We start from the raw sequence: 18,533 nt of genomic DNA, 5'->3' as shown, positions 1-18,533 counted from the left end.
GCCGCCTGGGTAGCCCTCCGCACCTCGTCGCGCCTGGCGGTGGACCCGCGCACGCACCTGGGGGGGTGTGCGTGCAGAAGACCGGCCTGCCCGGCGGTGGGCGGTGGTGCGGTTGGGCGCGTCGAACCGGCTCGAGTTCTTCTACGAGCGCGTGCCCGAGGGCGCGTGCCCGGCCGAGTTCCGCCCGCTGACCGCGCCCGGCTGAGGTGTCGGGCGCGCAGGGTGTCGGGCGCTGAAGTGTCAGGCCAACAGCACTGGGCAGGCCGAGTGGTAGAAGGCGGTTTTCGCCACGCGGCCCACCGTGCCGCCGTAGCCGCGGCCGATGATCAGCAGGTCTGTGTCGGGGGCGCCGAAGGCCTCGTGGGGGGCCCGTTGGTCGAGGAGGGTGGTCGGTTCGACGTCCGGGGCGATCGCGCGTAGGTACTTCGTCGCGTGGCGCAGTGGGGTGTCGTCCGGTTCGCCCACCTCGGCCACCCCGCCGAAGTGGAGGTGCAAGTGCAGCAGGCGCAGGCGGGCGGACCTCGCTCGGCAGGTCTCGGCGGCGGCCCGCAGGACCGCTCGGTCGGACACGCCGCCCACGGCCGCGGTCACCACGCCGGTGCGCAGGCGGGGCAGGCCGCGGACGACCACCAGCCTGCGCTCCGGGTTCTCGGCCGCCGCCGCGAGGCCGTGGAAGGGCTCGCCGCGCGAGCCGACCACGAGGGTGTCGCACTCCAGGGCGCGCAGCTCGTCCGGGCCGCCGCGGACGAACCGGCCGACCGTGGGGGTCCCGCCGACCACCACCAGCTCCGCCCGCGTGGCGGCGGCGTGCTCGACCGCCCAGTCCAGTGCGCGCTTGGCCGCCTCGGAACCGTCCAGACCGACCGCGATCGTCCGGCGGGCGCCGAACCGGGGAAGGGCCTCGACGGATTCTGCGACGACTCTCGACATGGCTCGCCTCGCGCGCGTGGAGGTGGTGTGGGGTATCGAAAACTCTGCCCCTCTTCGTCCCCGAATGCCAGGGCCGGCCACCCTTTCGGGTGTCAACTCGCGTGGCGTTCCAGGAACCTCGCCACGTCGTCCCCATCCTCGAGCGGCAACGGGTAGAGCGCCAACCGGTCCACGCCCAACTCCGCGTAGCGGTCGGTGGAGGGCACCTCGACCGGGTCGATCTGGAGGAAGTTGACCTCCAACCGGCCCAGCTCGGCGGGCCGTTCGACTTCGTCGGCCGCGCGGGCCAGGCCGCGCAGGTGGGCGACCAGGTCGTCCGGGCCGCTGCCGGTGCCGAACCAGCCGTGCCCGCGCGCCACCGCCCGGCGGAACGCGGCACGGCTGTGCCCACCCACCACGACCCGCGGACCGCTCACCGGCCGCGGGTGCGCGTCGAGGCCCCGGAAGGCCACGTGCCTGCCCTCGAAGGACACCGGCGCCGGATCGGTCCACAGTGCGCGCATGGCGTCGATGTACTCGTCGGTGCGCCCACCGCGCTCGGACAGCGGCACGCCCATCGCGGTCAGTTCCGGCTCCAGGTAACCGGCGGCGACGCCGAGCAGCAGCCGCCCGCCGGACAGCACGTCCAGGCTCGCCGCCTGCTTGGCCAGCAGCAGGGGGTTGCGCTGGGGCAGCACGAGCACCCCGGTGGCCACCTCCAGCCGCTCGGTCACCGCGGCGACGTGCGCCAGGTGCACCAGCGGGTCGAGGATCGGGTCCTCGGGGGCCATCGGGGACGCGGGCACCCGCGGGCTGGGCAGGACGACGTGCTCGCCGCACCACCAGGACCGGTAGCCCAGGTCCTCGGCCAGCCGGGCGAGGCGGGTGGTGTGCGGGATGGCCGCTTTGGCGTTGAGTCCGTAGACACCGAGTTCCACCCGGCGATCCTCGGCCGCGCCGGCCGGACCCGTCCAAGAGCGGCGGTTATAGCCTGCGGGCATGGGTGTGCACCTGCGCGACCTCCGGTACTTCCTCGCCGTCGCCGAGGAGCGCAGCTTCACCCGCGCCGCCGGGCGGCTGTTCGTGGCGCAGCCGACGCTGAGCAAGCAGGTCCGGCGGTTGGAGGCGGAGCTGCGGACGCCGCTGTTCGAGCGGGACCGGCACGGCGTGTCGCTGACGCCGGCGGGTGAGGCCCTGGTGCCGCACGCCCGCGCGCTGCTGGGCCGGTGGGACGACGCCCGCCACGACGTGGCCGGGGCGGCGCGCACGCTCACCGTCGGGTTCCACCTGCGCATCGGTCGCGGCCTGGTCCCCTCGGTCAGGGCGCGCATGGAGGGGTGGCGGCTGCGGTTCCGGCAGGTGTCGTGGGGCGACCCGGCCGCGGGGCTGGCGGACGGCGTGGACGTGGCGCTGGCCTGGCTGCCGGTGCCCGACGACGGCCGGTTCGCGTGGAAGGTCGTCAGCACCGAGGAGCGCTGGGTCGTGCTGCCCGCGGGCCACCGGCTGGCCGACCGGGCCGGCGTCCGGTTCGCCGACCTGGCCGACGAGCCGTTCGTCGCGCACCCCGCGTCGGCCGGGGCGCTGCGGGCGTTCTGGCTGGCCGAGGAGCACCGGGTGACGCCGGCCCGGGTGGCCGCCGAGGCCGAGAGCGCCGACGAGCTGCTGGAACTGGTCGCCGCCGGGGTGGGCGTGGCGCTGCTGCCCGCGGGCAACGCGGACACCTCGCCGCGCTTCGACGTGGTGTGCCGCCCGGTGACCGGACTGCCACCGGGCCGCCTGGCCGTGGTGTGGCGGGCCGGCGACCGGCGCGCGGTGGTGCGCGAGTTCGCCGAGTCGTGTTCCCGGTGCCTGTGCTACCCGGCGGACGGGGCCCTGTCGACGACGGTGTAGGGGTCGGGGCGGCGGCCGGCGCGGACGGCGTCGACGACCAGCAGCACGGGGAACACGGCGGTCAGGACCGCGCCGAGCACGACCAGGGCGGTCGAGCCGGTGGTGACGCCGAAGACGACCACGGTCAGGCCCAGCAGGTAGACGACGGTGAGCCCGACGGCGACGCCCAGGCGGCCGGACAGCCGCGGGCCGGGGCGCATGCGGGCCAGCCGGTTGGCCAGGCGCGGGTCCTCCCCGACGAGGTTGCGCTCGATCTCCTCCAGTGCGCGTTTCTCACGGTCCCTCAAGCCCATGACCAGCCACCTCCGCGCGCGGGGTCCCGACCCGTCCAGTATCACCCGAACAACCACCCCGTGCGCCAGGGTGGAATTGCTCTTGTTCGGGCCGAGTACCCCGCGCGAGCCGTGGTCGAACCCCGTGCCGCCGGTATCGGCCGCACGGGGTTCGACATCACGGCTTGAGGGTCACGCAGCCCAGGCGAGCGCCGGCGGTGCCGGCGTGGCCGGCGTGGGTCGCCGTCGTCTTCTCGTGGATGACGACGGACGCGGGCTTCCGGTCGCCGAGCTTCCACTCCACAGTGGACTTCGCGGTGCCGCCGCCCTTGTCGTCGGTGGTGAAGTCCAGCCAGATCTCGTTGCGCGGGTTGGCGTACTCGGGGTCGACCGAAGGGGTCACCGGGTCGGCCTTGTCCTGGAAGTGCGGACCGGCCGCCTCCCCCTTCTCACCGCACGCCTTGACGTGGGCGTGCGCGCCGTAGGCCCGGCCGGGTGGCAGCCCGGTGACCTTCAGCTCGGTGACGACCCCGTCCGGGGACGTCGTCACCACGACCTCGGCGGACGAGCCCGCCGGGACCAGTTCCGGGTTGTACGTGGTCGCCGGGGCGTCCGGGGACCACGTGGCGAACGCGCCACCGCCGCGCAGCGCCACCGACGGCGGCGGCGTGGACGAGGTGGTCGAGGTGGTGTTCTGCGCGCCGTTCGCGCCGCAGCCCGAGAGGGCGGCGGCGAGGGTCAGAACGGCAACCGTGCGTGTGCGGATCGCGGCCTCCTACACCGTGCGGGGACATCGCCCCGCGTTCCATACCTTGCTCGGCCCGACGAGGGCCTCTAGAGCCTGCGAATCCCCTCCAGCACCCGCTGGAGCATCTCCAGGTCCGGCATCGCGGAGATCGTCCGCGAGCGGAACATCAGGAAGTCCCGTTCGAGCAGGTCGCTGATCACCACCCGGGCCACGCCCAGCGCGAGCCCGACCTTGGCGGAGATCTCCGCGACCGACTGCGGCACGGCGCAGACCTCCAGCACCCGCAGGTACTCGGGGTTCAGCGCGTGCGGCTGCAAGCCGGTGGCGACCACGAGGGTGATCAGGTCCAGCTGGGGGCCGACCGGCTTGGTCCGGCCCCGGGTGACCTGGTAGGGGCGCACTAACGGGCCGGCGTCCTGGTCGTACCAGGCGTCCTCGTCGGTCACGACGCGGGCACCCCTCCCCCGGCGGCGACCGTCACGCGTCCTCACCCCGCGCCTGCTGCACGCCCTGCTGGAACGCCGCGAACCCGGCGCGGGACCGCTCGGGCTCCGGCTCGACGGCCGGTTCGAACAGCGGCAGCGACCCGGACACGCTGCCCAGCGACTCGCCGGGCGACCGGGCGGCCAGCGACTCGCCCGGGGTGCGGGTGGCCAGCGCCTCGCCGGGCGTGCGGCGGTCCAGCGGCGCGCGGCGCGGCTGCGGCGCGACGACCGGTTCCAGCGTGGTGGTCTGCTCCGCCGGCGACTCCTCGGCGATGAGGTCGTTGGGCAGCAGCACGACCGCCTGCACGCCGCCGTAGATCGACTCGCGCAGCGCGACCTTGATGCCGTTGCGGTTGGCCAGCTGCCCCACCACGAACAGGCCGATGCGGGTCTCCCCGGTCAGCGCCATCACGCCGAAGTCCGGCGGGCTGGACAACCGGCGGTTCAGCTCGGCCAGCCGCTCCTCCTGGATGCCCTGGCCCTGGTCCTCGATCTCGATGACGACACCGCGCCCGACGCGGGTGGCCACGATGTCCACGTGCGTCTCCGCCGGGGAGAACGCGGTGGCGTTGTCGACCAGCTCGGCCAGCAGGTGGATGACGTCGGCGACGACCCCGCCTGCCAGCTTCACCTCCGGCAGCGACCCGGTGTCCACCCGGCTGTAGTGCTCGGTCTCCGACACCGCGCCGCGCACCACGTCCAGCAGCGGCACGGGGTTGCGCCACTGCCGGCCGGGCCGCTTGCCGCCCAGGATGATCAGGCTCTCGGCGTTGCGGCGGCTGCGGGTGGCCAGGTGGTCGAGCTGGAACAGCAGCGCGAGCTGGTCGGGGTCCTCCTCGGTGCGCTCGGCCCGGTCCAGCACCTGCAACTGCTTGTGCACCATGACCTGGTTGCGGTGGGCCATGTTGAGGAACACCGACCGCACGCCCTGGCGGGTCTCGGCCTCCTCGGCGGCGGCGGACACCGCGAACCGCTGCGCCTTCTCGAACGCCCGCGCGACCTGGCCGATCTCGTCGTCGCCGTGGTCGAAGGCGGGCAGCTCGGACTCGACGTCCACGCGCTCGCCGCGCCCGATGCGCGCCACGACGTCGGGCAGCTTGCGCTCGGCCACCTCCAGGGTGTTCTTGCGCAGCGTGGTCAGGCGGCGGATCAGCGAGCGGGACTGGCGCAGGGCGACGACCATCGCGGCGATCGCGAGCAGCAGGATCACGCCGCCCGCGATCAGCGACGCGGTGAGCACCGTGCCGCCGCGCTCGGCCCCGAGGTCGGCGGCGTAGGTGGAGTGGGCGACGTAGAGCTTGAGCAGGCTCTCCGACACCGTGCGGTGGGCCTTCTCCCAGGCCTCGACGTCGAAGTCGGCGGGGTGCTTGCCCGGCCCCTTGGCCATGATCTTGTCGTCACCGGCGACGAGGGTCTTCCAGGGGTCGGTGCCCTTGAGGTTGGTGTAGTCCGTGCGCTCCTGGTCGGTCAGCCGGGGCACGATCGTCTCGATGAGCTCGTGGTAGGTGCCCATCTGGTGGGCCAGCTCGTGGTACTCCTTCTCGTCCAGGCCGCGCGTCATCGCGCGCTGCACCAGGACGTGCGAGCGGGCCTGGGCCTCCACCGAGCGCAGCAGCTCGGAGCTGATGGTCTGCTCGAAGGCGACCTCGCCGTCGGTGGCCGACCGGGCGATGCCCTGCACGCCCAGGCCGACGAAGTCGACCAGGTCGCCGTAGAAGTCGTAGACCTGGCCGGGGGTGACCGCGCCGAAGTCGGCCCGCTGGCGCATCTGCGGCAGGTCGCGGGAGGCGTCGCCGAGCAGTTGCAGGGGCTTGCGCAGCTCGTCGGGGGCGTCCTCGGCCAGGCGCTCGACCGTGGCGGACAGCTCGACCAGCGCGGTGTCGACGGCTCCGCGCTGCTCGGCGAGCTTCTTGCGGTCGGCGCCGGGGTCGTTGAGCTGGAGGGTGGTCAGCCGCCGCTCCTCCTGGACGGCGGCGATGACTCTCGAACTGGGGCCCAGCGAGCTGCGGACGTTGTCGGCGAAGGATCTGGTGCTGATCCCCTGGTAGGCCAGGTAGCCGGACAGGACGACACCCACGACCATGATCGCGATCGACGGGATGAGGGCGATGGCCAGGACGCGGGACTGGATCGTGCCCGATCCCCGCAGCCGCTTGAGTGTGCGCATGGACGACGTCTTCTCAACCTTCCCCGGCTCGTCGGCACGCAGCGGGATCGGTTCGCCATCACCGGATCGCGGAATCGCAACGACAACGAACGGCGGGCGCACGGCACTAAACGCGCCCTCAAGAGCGGAAATAACCCCGACAACGGCCGACAAGGCATCCGCAGGTTCCCCGAAGTCACCTGCGGTTCATTTGTGGTGACGCGCTGGACTGGTGTGCGGGGGCTTTTATAGCAGATCGCGCGGAGGCTATCTACCCCAGGGTAGGTAGTACACGTTGTTGACTACCTGTAGACCCTCAGTTACTCCGAACGGCGGATGGATCTACCCGCTTAGGGTTACCTAGAGTGTCGCGCAACCACGGCCAAAGGGACGCTGCGCGCTGTCCCGGGTCCGTCGGCCGCACCTGTTCGTGTGGATCCGCACAAAATCCGCAGCGTGCGCGTGCGATTGTCGACGGTTTTCGCGGTGGTAACCCCTGCAAACACCCTGCAATAGGTCTGGTGAGGAGTTCGGATGGCGAGCGCCGGCGGGCGGATCGACCCAGCGGACAAGTCGGACGAACGGTCGGAGGAGCCCAAGCGCGGGATCGGTCGGCGCAGATTCCTGACCTTCGCCATCGCCGCGCCGACGCTGGCCGTGGGCGGTTACGTCGGCTACGACGCCACCGACGCCGAGGCGCTGCCCAGCCTGCCCCAGCCGGCCGACCTGCTCGACCTCGGCGACGTGATCACGCTGGCCAGCCGGCCCACCGCGTGGACGATGGCGCTGCGCGTGGAGACCGACGGCACGGTCGTGTTCGAGCTGCCGCGCGCCGAGTCCGGGCAGGGCATCACCACCGCCGTGGCCATGCTGGTGGCCGAGGAGCTGGACGCGAAGCTGTCCGACGTGCGGGTGGAGCTGGCCGACGCCACGCCGGGCCTGCTGTGGAACCAGTTCACCGGCGGCTCGACCGGCATGCGCACGCTGTGGGAGCCGGTCCGCCAGATCGCCGCCGCCACGCGGGGCCGCCTGGTCACCGCCGCCGCCAAGCGGTGGGGCGTCGAGGCCTCCGCGCTGACCACCCGCGACTCGGCGGTGGTCGCCGCCGACGGCCGGACGCTGGGCTTCGGCGCGCTGGCCGTCGAGGCCGCCGCCACCACGGCCGCCCCGGTGACCGGGCTGCCCAAGGACGCCAAGAACTACAAGCTGATCGGCACGCCGACCGGCCGGGTGGACGCGCGCGACATCGTCACCGGCAAGGCCAAGTACACGATGGACATCGAGGTGGAGGGCGCGCTGGCCACGGTCGTCGCCCGGCCGCCCACGATCCGCGGCGCCGTGGTGTCGGTGGACGACACCGCCGCGCGGGCGATCCGCGGCGTGGTCGCGGTGACCCGGATCGACAGCGGTGTCGCGGTGAGCGCCACGTCGTTCGACGTCGCCCTCAAGGCGCGGGACGCGTTGAAGGTCACCTGGAAGGACGGGCCGGCGGTCGGGCTGTCCGACACGAACGTCCGGTCCAAGCTCCGTTCGGCGGTCGCGCCGCTGGTGGTGCCGGGCCTGCTGTCGAGCCACCTGGACGCCGAGTTCGACTTCGCGTTCGTGCCGCACGCGCCGATGGAGGTGCTCAACGCGGTGGCGGACGTGCGCGCGGACCGGGCCGAGGTGTGGTTCCCGTGCCAGTCGCCGATCGTGGCGCAGAACGAGATCGCGCGGGTCGTCGGGCTGCCGGTGGACAAGGTGACCGTGCACGTGACGCGGGCCGGCGGGTCGTTCGGGCGCAGGCTGTTCTGGGACCCGGCGCTGGAGGCGGCGGCGGTGTCCAAGAAGATCGGCAAGCCGGTCCGTCTCATGTGGACCCGGCAGGACGACACCAAGCACGGCCGGATGCGGCCCGCGTCGCACCACAAGATCCGCGCCACCCACCTGCTCGGGGACGTGCAGGCCTTCGAACACCGCATGGCCGCCGTGGAGACCGACCTCAAGCACGGGTTCGGCGAGATCGTCAGCGCGAGCGGCGCGGCGGTGTCCGGTCCGGCGGACGGGTTGCTGTTCTTCGGCCTGTCGGCGACCTGCCCGTACAACTTCGGCGTCGTCACGCAGGTGCTCAGCGAGGTGCCGATGCCGGTGCCCACGGGCAGTTGGCGGTCGGTGTACTCGGCGAACCTGCGGACTGCCGAAGAGATCGTGGTGGACGAACTGGCCGCCAAGCTCGGCCGGGACCCGGTGAAGTTCCGCACCCAGATGCTGAAGTCCGCGCGGGTCAAGGCGGTGCTGGCCAAGGTCGCGGCGGAAGGCCAGTGGGGCAAGGCGATGCCGGCGGGCTGGGCGCAGGGCGTCGGCGTGCACGAGGAGTACCGGTCGGCCACGGCGTGCCTGGTGGAGATCGACGCGCGCGACCCGAAGGCGCCGCGCGTGACCCGGGCGACCATCGCCGTGGACGTCGGCCTGCCGGTCAACCCGACCGGGCTCAAGGCGCAGATGATGGGCGGCTTGATGGACGCCATCTCGACGGTGTTGCAGGCCGGGGTGCACATCGACGACGGCCGCGTGCGGGAGGGCAGCTACGCCGACTTCCGCTACGCCCGCCAGAAGCAAGCGCCGATCAAGCTCGACGTGTTCGTCATGCCACCCAGCGGCCGGCCCGGCGGCGCGGGTGAGCTGGGCGTGCCCGCGGCGGCGGCGGCCGTGGCCAACGCCTACGCCCGCGCGACCCGCACCCGTCCCCGCAGCTTCCCGATCAACTTCTGAGGAGTTCCCGTGCCCACCTACCGGTTCTCCGTCAACGGCGAGCAGGTCGCGGTCGACGTGCCCGCCGACACCCCGCTGCTGTGGGTGCTGCGCGACCACCTCGGCATCACCGGCCCGAAGTACGGCTGCGGTGTCGGCGTGTGCAAGGCGTGCACCAGCCACATGGACGGGTCCGCGGTGACGCCGTGCACCGTGCCCGTGTCGGACTGCCAGGGCCGCAAGGTCACCACCATCGAGGGCCTGGCCGACGGCGACGACCTGCACCCGGTGCAGGAGGCGTGGCTGACCGAGGACGTCGCCCAGTGCGGCTTCTGCCAGCCGGGTCAGATCATGGCCGCCGCCGCGTTGCTGAAGAAGACCAAGTCGCCGACGGACGCGGAGATCGACGCGATCGAGAACGTCTGCCGCTGCGGCACGTACTGCCGCATCCGCGACGCCATCAAGCGGGCCGCCGCGGCCATGTGACCGGTGGTGGCGCGGGCGGTCGCCGTGGCCGCCCGCGCCACCACCGGATGCGGGAAAATACCGACGTGACCGCCCCGACCGACCCGCAGCCGTCCGCGCCGAGCCCTTCGATCGCCGTCCTGACCCTCGCGCGCCGGGTCGAGGCCGAGCTGACCGCCGCGCTCGCGCCGCTGGAGCTGACGATCAGCAAGCTCGGGCTCCTGGGCCACATCTCCGGCGTCCCGGGCGCGTCCTTCAGCGACCTGGCCCGCATGTCGGGCATCTCCGTCCAGTCCGTGCACGGCGGGGTGAAAGCGCTGGTGGCGGCGGGCCTCGTGCAGGACCGCACGGCACGCGCCGGGTCCGCTTCCACGATCGAGCTGACCCCCGAGGGCACGCGCCTGCTGCGCACCGCGCGGGAGAAGGTGTCCGAAGTGGACGAACGACTCTTCGGCCCGGACGCCGACCCCGCGCACCGGGAGGCCGGCCGGGCGGTGCAAGCGACGTTCCCGGCCTGACCTTCAACCTGGCTGAAGCCTGCGCTAGGCTTCAGCCAGGTTGAAGGTTGGAGGCTTGATGACCACGTACGGACTGCTCGTCTTCGACGACGTCGAGGAACTGGACTTCGTGGGTCCCTGGGAGGTGTTCACGGCCTCGGCGCTGGTCCGCGCCGCCGGGGACAGCGCGGTGCTGGTCGCGGAGAGCCTCGACCCCGTGCGGTGCGCCAAGGGGCTGCGCGTGCTGCCGGACCGGACGCTGGCCGACCACCCGCCGCTGGACGTCCTGGTCGTCCCGGGTGGTCGCGGCGCCCGGCTGGTGCAGACGCGCAACCCGGTGGTGACCGACTGGATCGCCGGCACGGGAGCGCGGTGGGTGGTCGGCGTGTGCACGGGCGCGTTCCTGCTGCACGCGGCGGGCGTGACGCGTGGGCGGCGGGTCGCGACGCACTGGGAGCACGAGCGGGAGCTGGAAGACCTCGGGGGCGTCACAGTCGTGCGGGACGCCCGGTACGTGGTCGACGGCACCCTGCTGACCAGCCAGGGCGTGTCCGCGGGCATCGACAGCGCCCTGTGGCTGGTCGGGCACCTGCACGGCCGCGACCACGCGCGCGAGGTCCGCCGCACGATCCAGTACGACCCGTCCCCGCCCTACACCGCCGACGAACCGCTGCCCGCTCGGGTCAGCGGGTAGGCGCACGGCCGCCCGCTCAGGTCAGCGGGTAGTCCATCTCCACGCCGTCCAGCACCACGCCGTCGGGTAGCGGCACCCGGGTCCGGCGCACCTCGCGGAAGCCGAACGACCGGTACAGGGGTTCGCCGGGCAGGGTCGCCATCAGCACCAGCGACGTGAAGCCCTCCGCCCGCGCGGCCTCGGCGCACCGGTCCAGGATCGCCCGGCCCAGCCCGCGCCGGGTCCAGTCGCCGCGCACGAACATCGCGCGGACCCGGGCGGGCTCGGTGGCCGGGTCGAGCAGGCGGTCGTCGGACGCGCCCGGCCCCGACCCGGTGTAGAGCTTGTCGCGCTTGCTCCAGCCGCCGCACGCCACCACCTCGCCGTCCACCTCGTGGACGTAGTAGGTGCCGTCGTCGATCAGCGCCGTGTCCGGCACGGTCAGGTGGCGCGCGGCGGAGGCCGTGGCACGTTCGTCGTGGAAGTGCGGGAAGACGTCGAGGACCGAGTGCCGCATCAGCTCGCCGATCGCCGGCACGTCCGCTCTCGTCGCCTCACGCAGTCCCACGGCGGGGGATCATGTCACGTGCCCTGGTGCAGGCACAGGTAATTTCCCTCGGAGTCGCAGAACCAGGCGGCCTTCTCGCCGTTCATGTCCGCGATGTGGTCCACGGTCTTGATGTCGGGCGTGTCGTAGTCCTCGAACCGCACGCCGCGCCCCTCCAGGTCCCGGATCTCCCCGGAGATGTCGTCGACCTCGAAGCTGAGCACGGTGTGCTTGGTCTGCGACCCCTCTTCGGCGGGCAACAGGCTCAGCGCGTTGCCGTGGCCGAGGTCGAACGTGCGGCTGCCGTCGGGCAGGCTCCCGGTCTCCCTGAGGCCGAGCCGGTCGGTGTAGAAGCGGGTGGCCCGGTCCACATCGGAGACGGGCAGGACGGTCGTGGTTCTCGTATCGGTGAGCATTCGAGTACCTCCTCCAGACGGAGCAATCGTCCGCCCGAACGGGCTACTCGGCAACGCGTGTTCGCGTTCCGTAAGAACCGAGGTGCGTGCGGAACCACCCGGCGGCGAGCCGGGCCACCTGGTCGAGCGCGCCGGGCTCCTCGAACAGGTGGGTCGCGCCCTGGACGACCTCGATCGCCCAGCGGCCCCCGAGCCGCGCCGCCGCCGCGCGGTTGAGGTCGAGCACCTGGTGGTCGGCGCTGCCCACGATGAGCAGCGTGGGCACCTGCACCCGGCTCAGCGCGGCGTGCGCCAGGTCCGGCCGGCCGCCCCGGGACACCACCGCCCCGACCGGCACGTCCGCGGCGGCCACCAGCGCGGCGGCGGCCCCGGTGCTCGCGCCGAACAGCCCGACCGGCAGACCGGCGGTCTCGTCGTTGTCCCCGCACCAGCGCACCGCGTCGACCACCCGCCCGGCGAGCAGCCCGATGTCGAACCGCAGCCGCCCGGTGCGCACGTCGACGCGCTCCTCGTCCGGGGTGAGCAGGTCCATCAGCAGGGTGGCCAGGCCCTGGCCGCGCAGGTACGCCGCCACCGCCCGGTTGCGCCCGCTGTGCCGGGAACTGCCCGAGCCGTGCGCGAACACCACCACGCCCAGCGGGCGCGGCGGCACCCCGAGGTCACCCGCCAGGCCGCCGTCGACCCGCACCGCGACCGGGTTCTCCATGAGGGTGGAGTTCACGGGTCGCCCGTGCGCCAAACGTGTAGCGGCCCCGGACAGCGGGTAACCCGGGAACTTCCGCCGATGCCGGGGAGTTTTCCGCCGATGCCGGGGAGTGAGGACCGTGCGGAACCGACACGACCGGCTCTTCCGGGACCGCCGCGACGCGGGACGGGTGCTGGCCGGACTGCTGTCCCACTACCGCGACCGGGACGACGTGGTCGTGCTGGCGTTGCCGCGCGGCGGCGTGCCGGTCGCCTACGAGGTGGCGCGGGCGTTGAGCGCGCCGCTGGACGTGTTCGTCGTGCGCAAGCTCGGGTTGCCACGCCAGCCCGAACTGGCGATGGGTGCGCTGGCGTCCGGGGGTGTGGTCGTGCTCAACGACGACATCGTCCGCCAGGCCCGCGTGGACGAGGGCACTTTGCGCCGCGTCACCGAACACGAGCTGAAGGAACTGCTGCGGCGTGAACGGGCTTACCGGGGTGCCGCGGACATGATCGACGTGGCCGACAAGACCGTGGTGCTCGTGGACGACGGCCTCGCCACCGGTGCCAGCACGCGTGCCGCGGTTCGGGCGTTGCGCCGGCTGCGACCCGCCCGGCTGGTCGTGGCCGTGCCGACCGCGCCGGAGTCCACGTGCCGGGAGCTGGCGCGCGAGGTCGACGAGATGGTGTGCGCGACCACCCCGCCCGACTTCATCGCCGTGGGCGGGTCATATATGACCTTCGGGCAGACCACGGACGACGAGGTCCGGTCGCTGCTGCGCGGCGCCGAGGGGACGCCCGTCGCGGACACCACCGTCGCGGTGCTGCGGGCGGACGCGGTGCCGGCGCCCGGCGGGGTGCTGCCCGACGACGTGCTGTTCGACCTGGTCGGGGACGCCGGGCTGGTGCTGTTCGGGGAGGCGTCGCACGGGACGCACGAGTTCTACGCCGCTCGGGCCACGATGACCCGGCGGCTGGTGGAGGAGAAGGGGTTCCGGGCGGTGGCCGTGGAGGCGGACTGGCCGGACGCCTACCGCGTCAACCGGTACGTGCGGGGGGACGGGGAGGACGGCGACGCCGAGCAGGCGTTGCGCGGGTTCTAGCGGTTCCCGGCGTGGATGTGGCGCAACACCGACGTGCTGGGGTTCGTGGAGTGGCTGCGTGCGCACAACGAGCGGGCGGAGGAGCCGGTCGGGTTCTACGGGCTGGACCTGTACAGCCTGCACCGGTCGGCGGCGCAGGTCGTGGCGTACCTGGAGGGCGTCGACCCGCAGGCCGCCGCACGGGCGCGGGAGCGGTACTCGTGCCTGGAGCACGGCGAGGACGGCCGTGCCTACGCCAGGGCAGCGGCTTTTGGCGCCGGCGAGGACTGCGAGCGCCAGGTCGTGGAGCAACTAGTCGAGCTGTGCTCAACAGGCGCTCCCAACAACGATCACTCCCCCAACGATCGTTTGTACGACGATCGTTCCTCCGACGAACGTTTCCACGCCGAGCGCAACGCGCAGCTAGTGCGGTCGGCAGAGGAGTACTACCGGACCATGCTGGGCGGCCGGGTGTCGTCGTGGAACCTGCGCGACCGGCACATGGCGGAGACTCTGGAGGCGCTGCGCGACCACGTGGACGGAAAGATCGTGGTGTGGGCGCACAACTCGCACCTAGGTGACGCACGGGCGACCGAGTTCGCGTCCCGCGGCGAACTGAACGTCGGCCAACTGGTCCGCGAACGACACCCCGACAACTGCCGCTTGATCGGCTTCACCACCCACACCGGCACCGTCACCGCCGCCGACAACTGGGGCGACCCGGCAGACCGCAAACGCGTCCGCCCCGCCCTACCCGGGAGCGTCGAGGAGCAACTCCACGAGGTTGGCACCGACTTCGCCCTGATCTTCCCGACCGCCCCGCGCAGCGCACGAGTGCTCAGGACCTCCCGCTTGGAACGAGCCATCGGCGTCATCTACCGCCCCCACACAGAACGCCACAGCCACTACTTCCGCGCCCGCCCAGCAGACCAGTTCGACGCCCTGATCCACATAGACCGCACCACGGCCCTGGAACCCCTGGAACGCACCCCCCAGTGGAACCGCGCCGACCTCCCCGAAACCTACCCACACGCAGTCTGAGGCCACGCCCACCACCACCCCCGCCAAGATCCTCGCCTCGGCACACGCCCAAGACTGTCGGTGCCGCGTGGGACAATGGAAGCGGGGGCCGGAGGCCGCGCCCAGCCAAGCGCAACCACGCCCAGCTAAGTGTGACCGTGCCCAGCCGACACACAGGCCACCGCAGCCGGGCCAGCCGCACTCAAGCCACCACGGCGAGGCCGGCACCCACGCCACCACGGTCAGCCGCACCAGGCCACCGCAGCCGGGCCTGCCCAGCACCCAGACCACCCCGGCCCAGCCAGCACCCAGGCCACCGCGGCCGGCCGCGCTCAGGCGACCGGCCGCGCACGCGCTCCCTCAGACCGCCGGACCCGGATCCCGGGCCGCACTACCCGCCGACCCGCCGGCCTCGTCAGCCGACTGCCCACGCCCCACCGCCTCGGCCGCGTCCTCCGCCGCCACCGGATCCCGAGCCGTGTCCGGCTCCTCCTCCGCCAGCCGGTCGTCCAAGGGTCGCGGGTGGGCCTGTTCGTAGGGTGTCGTCCCGTACTTGTCCGCGCCCGACCACCGCTCCGGCGGGTCCATGCCGGCCTCCAGCGGGTCTACGTGCAAGCGGTCCTCGTCCAGGTCCTCGGCGCTGTTCAGTGCCGCCGGGTCGGTCTCGACCGAGTCCGGCGCACCGGTGTCCTGAGGCGCCGCGTAGGACGCCAGGTCGTCGGTCCTGTCGTCGCCAGTGCTCATGCTGTGCGTGTACCCGTCCGCACGCGCCTCAACCCGATCAAGACCGCCGCGTACCCGCCCAGCACCGCCAACCCCGCCCACCACGGCAGCGGGAAGTACCCACCGGCCGGCGCGTAGTACTCGACCACCTGCGGGTACGCGACCCGCGTCCCCACCACGGAGAACCCGGCCGCCGGCGTCACCCGCAACAACCACTCCAACCCCGGCACCACCAACGCCACCACATACGGAACCACGACGGTCCCCAACGCGACCGCAACCGCGACCCACCGCCGCACCAACCCCCGCAACGCCCACGAGTACGCCGCAACCAACGCCATGAACACCCCGACCCCGAGCACCACCCGCGCAACGGTCAGCCAATGCACCCCCTCGACGAACACCACCGCCGCACCTGCTCCCACCACCCCCACCACGAACGGCCACCGCACCGACCACACCACCAGCACGACCACCGCCAACACCAACCCGACCAACACGCCCGCCAACGAAGGCCCCGGCAGCGGCCCGATATCACCCGTTCCAGTGACGGTGAACGTCCCGTCGGCCTCGACCCCGCCGGCGGCCCGGTGGAACTTCTCCCAGTCGGTGGTCCCCGTCTCCCCCACCGTCGCACTCGTCCACGACGCCGCCGGTCCGTCCACCACCACGTGGTCGAACACCCCGGTCGCCTGTGTGAACCGCATCTGGGACCCGCCGTCCCGCACGGTCAGGTCCCACGGCGACGTGACGAACAGGCCGACGAGGACGGTGTCCGGCAACGCCAGCCGCACCGATCCGACCCGCGTCCACGACACGCCGTCGACGGAGTCCTCCCCCGTGACCACGTCACCGTCCCGGCTCAGCCGCAGCCACCGGGCCGTCGCCGAACCGGCGGTGTCGTGGACGTAGTCGTGCTGCATCCGCACGCCGTGCGCGCCGGTCAGCATCAGCGCCGCGTAGGTGGAACCCTGCGTGACCCCGTCCTTGAGGATCACACCCGCTTTGGCCCACGGCACCAGGCCGGGCACGATCTGGTCGTGACCGGGTGGCGGGTAGGTGATGATGCCTTCCATCGAGGCGACGCGCGCGGTGATGGAGCCGTGGACGCCCAACGGCCGGTGCATGAAGGAGAACCGGTCGCTCACCGGTGTCCCGTCCGGTCCGACGGGATCGGTTGGGCAGGCGACCTCGACGTTCCCCTCACTGCACGACGAGCGGTCCAGCAGCGGGAGGAGGAGTCCGGGCAGGGCGATGAGCAAGAGCGCGGCGACGGCCGCGACGACTGGGGTTCGCACGAGGTCCGGTTCTACGGGCCGCGCGGTGACACGGGCCGAACCGCCGCTGTCACACCGTTGTTAGGTCGGTCGGGGCATGCTGACGGGCATGTTGCGCGGCCGGACGACGGTGGGACTGCGGTTCACCGTGCTCTACACAGTGGTGTTCCTGGTGTCCGGGGCGGCGCTGGCGGTGCTGATCAACCTGTTCGGCGGGGACATGACCAGCGTGGGCCCGGCGGGCGGGCCGCCGCCGGACCCGGGTTGGGAGCAGGCCCGGTCCCGGCAGCTGCTGGTCGGCACGCTGGTCGCGCTGGCCGTGATGGCGGCGGTGTCGGTGCTGGTGGGCAAGGTGGTCGCGGGTCGGGTGCTGCGGCCGTTGCGGACCATCACCGCGGCGACCCGACGGATCACCGCCGAGAACCTGCACGAGCGCCTCGCGGTCACCGGTCCGGCGGACGAGGTCAAGCAGCTCGCGGACACCGTGGACGACCTGCTGGAACGCCTGGAGACCTCCTTCGCCGCCCAGCGCGGTTTCGTCGCCAACGCCTCGCACGAACTCCGCACCCCGCTCGCGACGATGCGGGCGTCCCTGGACGTGGCGGCGGCCAAACCCGAGGCACACCCCCACACCGTCGCCCTAGCCGACCGCGTCCGCACCGAGTTGGACCGAGTCGACCACCTCCTGGACGGCCTGCTCACCCTGGCCCGAGCCGGCGTCCCGACCGACACCGCTCCCGTGTCCCTGGCCGCCCTCGCCACCGACGCCTTGGACGCCCGCGCGACCGACATCACCGCGAAACGCCTGTCAGTGCACAAAGATCTCCACCCAAGCCCAACCCACGGCAACCCGACCCTGCTGGCCCGCCTGGTCGACAACGTCGTGGACAACGCCGTGCGCCACAACGTCGACGACGGCTGGATCAAGATCACCGCCGGCGCGTCCCTGATCGTGGAGACCGGCGGCCCGGTCCTGGCCCCGGCCGACGTCACCCGCCTGGGCCGCCCCTTCCAACGCCTGGCGAACCGGACCGGCTCGGACACCGGCTCGGGCCTGGGCCTCTCGATCGTCGCCGCCATCGCCACCGCCCACCACGGCTCCCTCTCGATCACCGCCCGCCCGGAAGGCGGCCTCCGGGTCACCGTCCACTTTGGACCAACCGCATGAGGATCTTGGTGGTCGAAGACGCGCGAGCGCTCGCGGAGGTAGTCGCCGAAGGCCTGCGGGACCAAGGCATGGCGGTGGACCTGGCACACGACGGCCTCACCGCCGCCGCCAAGCTGGACGTGACCGACTACGAGGTGGTCATCCTGGACCGCGACCTGCCCGGCCTGCACGGCGACGACCTGTGCCAGGTGATCACCGCGGCAGACGACCGGCCGATGGTCCTCATGCTGACCGCGTCGGGCACACCGGAGGAACGCGTACGCGGCCTGACCCTGGGCGCGGACGACTACCTGTCCAAGCCGTTCCACTTCCCCGAACTGGTGCTGCGCGTGCAAGCCCTGTCCCGCCGCCGCCCGTCCGCCCGAGCCAGGACGCTGCGCGTGGGCGGCGTCGAACTGGACCCGGTGCGACGGACGGCGACCCGCGACGGCGTGCCGCTGGCGTTGTCGGTGAAGGAGTTCGCGGTCCTGGAGGCGCTGCTGCGGGCATGGCCGGGTTTCCTGAGCGCGGAAGGCCTGCTGGAGCGGGTGTGGGACGAACACGCCGACCCATTCACCAACACGGTGACCGTCACCATCGGCCGCCTACGCCGCAAACTCGGCTCACCCCCGGTCATCACCACAACTCCGGGCGTGGGCTACCGACTCACCGACCAGCCCTAGAAGACCCACCACTCGACCGCCGCGCGCTTTCCCGCCAAAGGCGGCACGCCCGAAGGGCGGAAAGCTCTTGCGTTCCGCCAAGCGGCAGCGACCACGGGAAGGGCCTCGGTTTCTTTCCCCGTCCGGCCTGGGCGAAGCC

General features: G+C 72.6%; 19 protein-coding genes and 1 pseudogene. 9 read left to right on the top strand and 11 right to left on the bottom strand.

Annotation, left to right across the window (positions count from 1 at the left end):
- Positions 1–67: 67 nt before the first annotated feature.
- Complete coding sequence (locus tag WBN91_RS26615; RefSeq protein WP_337722098.1) at positions 68–205, top strand: hypothetical protein; 138 nt, start codon at positions 68–70, stop codon at positions 203–205.
- Between the two features lie 35 nt (positions 206–240).
- On the opposite strand, the gene WBN91_RS26610 is transcribed toward WBN91_RS26615, so the two are convergent.
- Together WBN91_RS26610 and WBN91_RS26605 are read right to left on the bottom strand one after the other, a co-directional pair.
- Positions 241–930 carry a universal stress protein gene (locus WBN91_RS26610; protein WP_337722099.1) on the bottom strand — a complete coding sequence of 230 codons (690 nt, stop codon included), beginning with the start codon at positions 928–930 and terminating at the stop codon, positions 241–243.
- 92 nt (positions 931–1,022) lie between these two features.
- Positions 1,023–1,847, bottom strand: coding sequence for a TIGR03619 family F420-dependent LLM class oxidoreductase (locus WBN91_RS26605; RefSeq protein WP_337722100.1), 825 nt, complete (start codon positions 1,845–1,847; stop codon positions 1,023–1,025).
- Positions 1,848–1,908: 61 nt separating this feature from the next.
- Here WBN91_RS26605 and WBN91_RS26600 point away from each other — a divergent pair, with 61 nt between their 5' ends.
- A complete protein-coding gene (locus WBN91_RS26600; RefSeq protein WP_337722101.1) occupies positions 1,909–2,799 on the top strand; it encodes a LysR family transcriptional regulator in 891 nt (296 codons plus the stop codon).
- Here WBN91_RS26600 and WBN91_RS26595 read toward each other — a convergent pair.
- The 4 genes from WBN91_RS26595 to WBN91_RS26580 form a co-directional block, all read right to left on the bottom strand.
- A complete protein-coding gene (locus tag WBN91_RS26595; RefSeq protein WP_337722102.1) occupies positions 2,763–3,092 on the bottom strand; it encodes a DUF3040 domain-containing protein in 330 nt (109 codons plus the stop codon). The two genes, WBN91_RS26600 and WBN91_RS26595, sit on opposite strands and share 37 nt — an antisense overlap.
- Before the next feature lie 157 nt (positions 3,093–3,249).
- A complete protein-coding gene (locus WBN91_RS26590; protein ID WP_337722103.1) occupies positions 3,250–3,726 on the bottom strand; it encodes a superoxide dismutase family protein in 477 nt (158 codons plus the stop codon).
- A gap of 179 nt (positions 3,727–3,905) precedes the next feature.
- Positions 3,906–4,265 (bottom strand): DUF742 domain-containing protein, encoded by a 360-nt coding sequence (locus WBN91_RS26585; protein ID WP_337722104.1) that lies wholly within the window; start codon positions 4,263–4,265, stop codon positions 3,906–3,908.
- A gap of 31 nt (positions 4,266–4,296) precedes the next feature.
- Positions 4,297–6,471 (bottom strand): sensor histidine kinase, encoded by a 2,175-nt coding sequence (locus tag WBN91_RS26580; RefSeq protein ID WP_337722105.1) that lies wholly within the window; start codon positions 6,469–6,471, stop codon positions 4,297–4,299.
- 513 nt (positions 6,472–6,984) lie between these two features.
- Here WBN91_RS26580 and WBN91_RS26575 point away from each other — a divergent pair.
- The 4 genes from WBN91_RS26575 (at position 6,985) to WBN91_RS26560 (ending at position 10,836) form a co-directional block, all read left to right on the top strand.
- Positions 6,985–9,201, top strand: coding sequence for a molybdopterin cofactor-binding domain-containing protein (locus WBN91_RS26575; protein WP_337722106.1), 2,217 nt, complete (start codon positions 6,985–6,987; stop codon positions 9,199–9,201).
- Between the two features lie 9 nt (positions 9,202–9,210).
- Positions 9,211–9,666 carry a (2Fe-2S)-binding protein gene (locus WBN91_RS26570; protein WP_337722107.1) on the top strand — a complete coding sequence of 152 codons (456 nt, stop codon included), beginning with the start codon at positions 9,211–9,213 and terminating at the stop codon, positions 9,664–9,666.
- 65 nt (positions 9,667–9,731) lie between these two features.
- Positions 9,732–10,163 (top strand): MarR family winged helix-turn-helix transcriptional regulator, encoded by a 432-nt coding sequence (locus tag WBN91_RS26565; RefSeq protein ID WP_337729130.1) that lies wholly within the window; start codon positions 9,732–9,734, stop codon positions 10,161–10,163.
- A 58-nt stretch (positions 10,164–10,221) separates the two neighbouring features.
- A complete protein-coding gene (locus tag WBN91_RS26560; protein ID WP_337729129.1) occupies positions 10,222–10,836 on the top strand; it encodes a DJ-1/PfpI family protein in 615 nt (204 codons plus the stop codon).
- 16 nt (positions 10,837–10,852) lie between these two features.
- Here WBN91_RS26560 and WBN91_RS26555 read toward each other — a convergent pair whose 3' ends face one another.
- From WBN91_RS26555 to WBN91_RS26545, 3 genes are read right to left on the bottom strand one after another with little or no spacing between them, the layout of a single operon-like run.
- Positions 10,853–11,383: a GNAT family N-acetyltransferase gene (locus tag WBN91_RS26555; protein ID WP_337729128.1), complete on the bottom strand. Its 531-nt coding sequence runs from the start codon at positions 11,381–11,383 to the stop codon at positions 10,853–10,855.
- Positions 11,384–11,397: 14 nt separating this feature from the next.
- Positions 11,398–11,778: a VOC family protein gene (locus tag WBN91_RS26550; protein WP_337729127.1), complete on the bottom strand. Its 381-nt coding sequence runs from the start codon at positions 11,776–11,778 to the stop codon at positions 11,398–11,400.
- 43 nt (positions 11,779–11,821) lie between these two features.
- The gene (locus WBN91_RS26545; RefSeq protein WP_337729131.1) at positions 11,822–12,484 is read right to left on the bottom strand and encodes a dienelactone hydrolase family protein; all 663 of its coding nucleotides are present in this window, start codon (positions 12,482–12,484) and stop codon (positions 11,822–11,824) included.
- A gap of 109 nt (positions 12,485–12,593) precedes the next feature.
- Between WBN91_RS26545 and WBN91_RS26540 the strand changes: the two are divergent.
- Positions 12,594–14,585: pseudogene (locus tag WBN91_RS26540) on the top strand (erythromycin esterase family protein).
- Positions 14,586–14,924: 339 nt separating this feature from the next.
- Here the strand turns inward: WBN91_RS26540 and WBN91_RS26535 are convergent.
- A complete protein-coding gene (locus WBN91_RS26535) occupies positions 14,925–15,308 on the bottom strand; it encodes a hypothetical protein (RefSeq protein WP_337729126.1) in 384 nt (127 codons plus the stop codon).
- Entirely contained in the window at positions 15,305–16,585 is a 1,281-nt protein-coding gene (locus WBN91_RS26530; protein WP_337729125.1) for a hypothetical protein, read from the bottom strand. Before WBN91_RS26530 ends, WBN91_RS26535 begins: the two co-directional genes overlap by 4 nt.
- Before the next feature lie 88 nt (positions 16,586–16,673).
- Here WBN91_RS26530 and WBN91_RS26525 point away from each other — a divergent pair, with 88 nt between their 5' ends.
- Positions 16,674–17,732, top strand: coding sequence for a sensor histidine kinase (locus WBN91_RS26525; protein ID WP_337729410.1), 1,059 nt, complete (start codon positions 16,674–16,676; stop codon positions 17,730–17,732).
- Positions 17,729–18,394 (top strand): response regulator transcription factor, encoded by a 666-nt coding sequence (locus WBN91_RS26520; RefSeq protein ID WP_337729123.1) that lies wholly within the window; start codon positions 17,729–17,731, stop codon positions 18,392–18,394. The genes WBN91_RS26525 and WBN91_RS26520 overlap by 4 nt, the downstream gene beginning before the upstream one ends.
- Positions 18,395–18,533 lie beyond the last annotated feature (139 nt).

It is taken from the genome of Saccharothrix sp. CCNWYY140 (assembly GCF_037401995.1).
Lineage (GTDB): Bacteria > Actinomycetota > Actinomycetes > Mycobacteriales > Pseudonocardiaceae > Actinosynnema.
The sequence above is the reverse complement of the archived record's forward strand: the minus strand, read 5'-3'. Positions and strand labels throughout refer to the sequence as shown.

What these genes read in the sequence shown, in the direction of transcription:
- WBN91_RS26525 (WP_337729410.1), top strand. Translation starts at nt 16,674, where the DNA reads ATGTTGCGCGGCCGGACGACGGTGGGACTGCGGTTCACCGTGCTCTAC.
- WBN91_RS26595 (WP_337722102.1), bottom strand. Translation starts at nt 3,092, where the DNA reads ATGGGCTTGAGGGACCGTGAGAAACGCGCACTGGAGGAGATCGAGCGC.
- WBN91_RS26560 (WP_337729129.1), top strand. Translation starts at nt 10,222, where the DNA reads ATGACCACGTACGGACTGCTCGTCTTCGACGACGTCGAGGAACTGGAC.
- WBN91_RS26575 (WP_337722106.1), top strand. Translation starts at nt 6,985, where the DNA reads ATGGCGAGCGCCGGCGGGCGGATCGACCCAGCGGACAAGTCGGACGAA.
- WBN91_RS26580 (WP_337722105.1), bottom strand. Translation starts at nt 6,471, where the DNA reads ATGCGCACACTCAAGCGGCTGCGGGGATCGGGCACGATCCAGTCCCGC.
- WBN91_RS26550 (WP_337729127.1), bottom strand. Translation starts at nt 11,778, where the DNA reads ATGCTCACCGATACGAGAACCACGACCGTCCTGCCCGTCTCCGATGTG.
- WBN91_RS26545 (WP_337729131.1), bottom strand. Translation starts at nt 12,484, where the DNA reads ATGGAGAACCCGGTCGCGGTGCGGGTCGACGGCGGCCTGGCGGGTGAC.
- WBN91_RS26610 (WP_337722099.1), bottom strand. Translation starts at nt 930, where the DNA reads ATGTCGAGAGTCGTCGCAGAATCCGTCGAGGCCCTTCCCCGGTTCGGC.
- WBN91_RS26520 (WP_337729123.1), top strand. Translation starts at nt 17,729, where the DNA reads ATGAGGATCTTGGTGGTCGAAGACGCGCGAGCGCTCGCGGAGGTAGTC.
- WBN91_RS26535 (WP_337729126.1), bottom strand. Translation starts at nt 15,308, where the DNA reads ATGAGCACTGGCGACGACAGGACCGACGACCTGGCGTCCTACGCGGCG.
- WBN91_RS26600 (WP_337722101.1), top strand. Translation starts at nt 1,909, where the DNA reads ATGGGTGTGCACCTGCGCGACCTCCGGTACTTCCTCGCCGTCGCCGAG.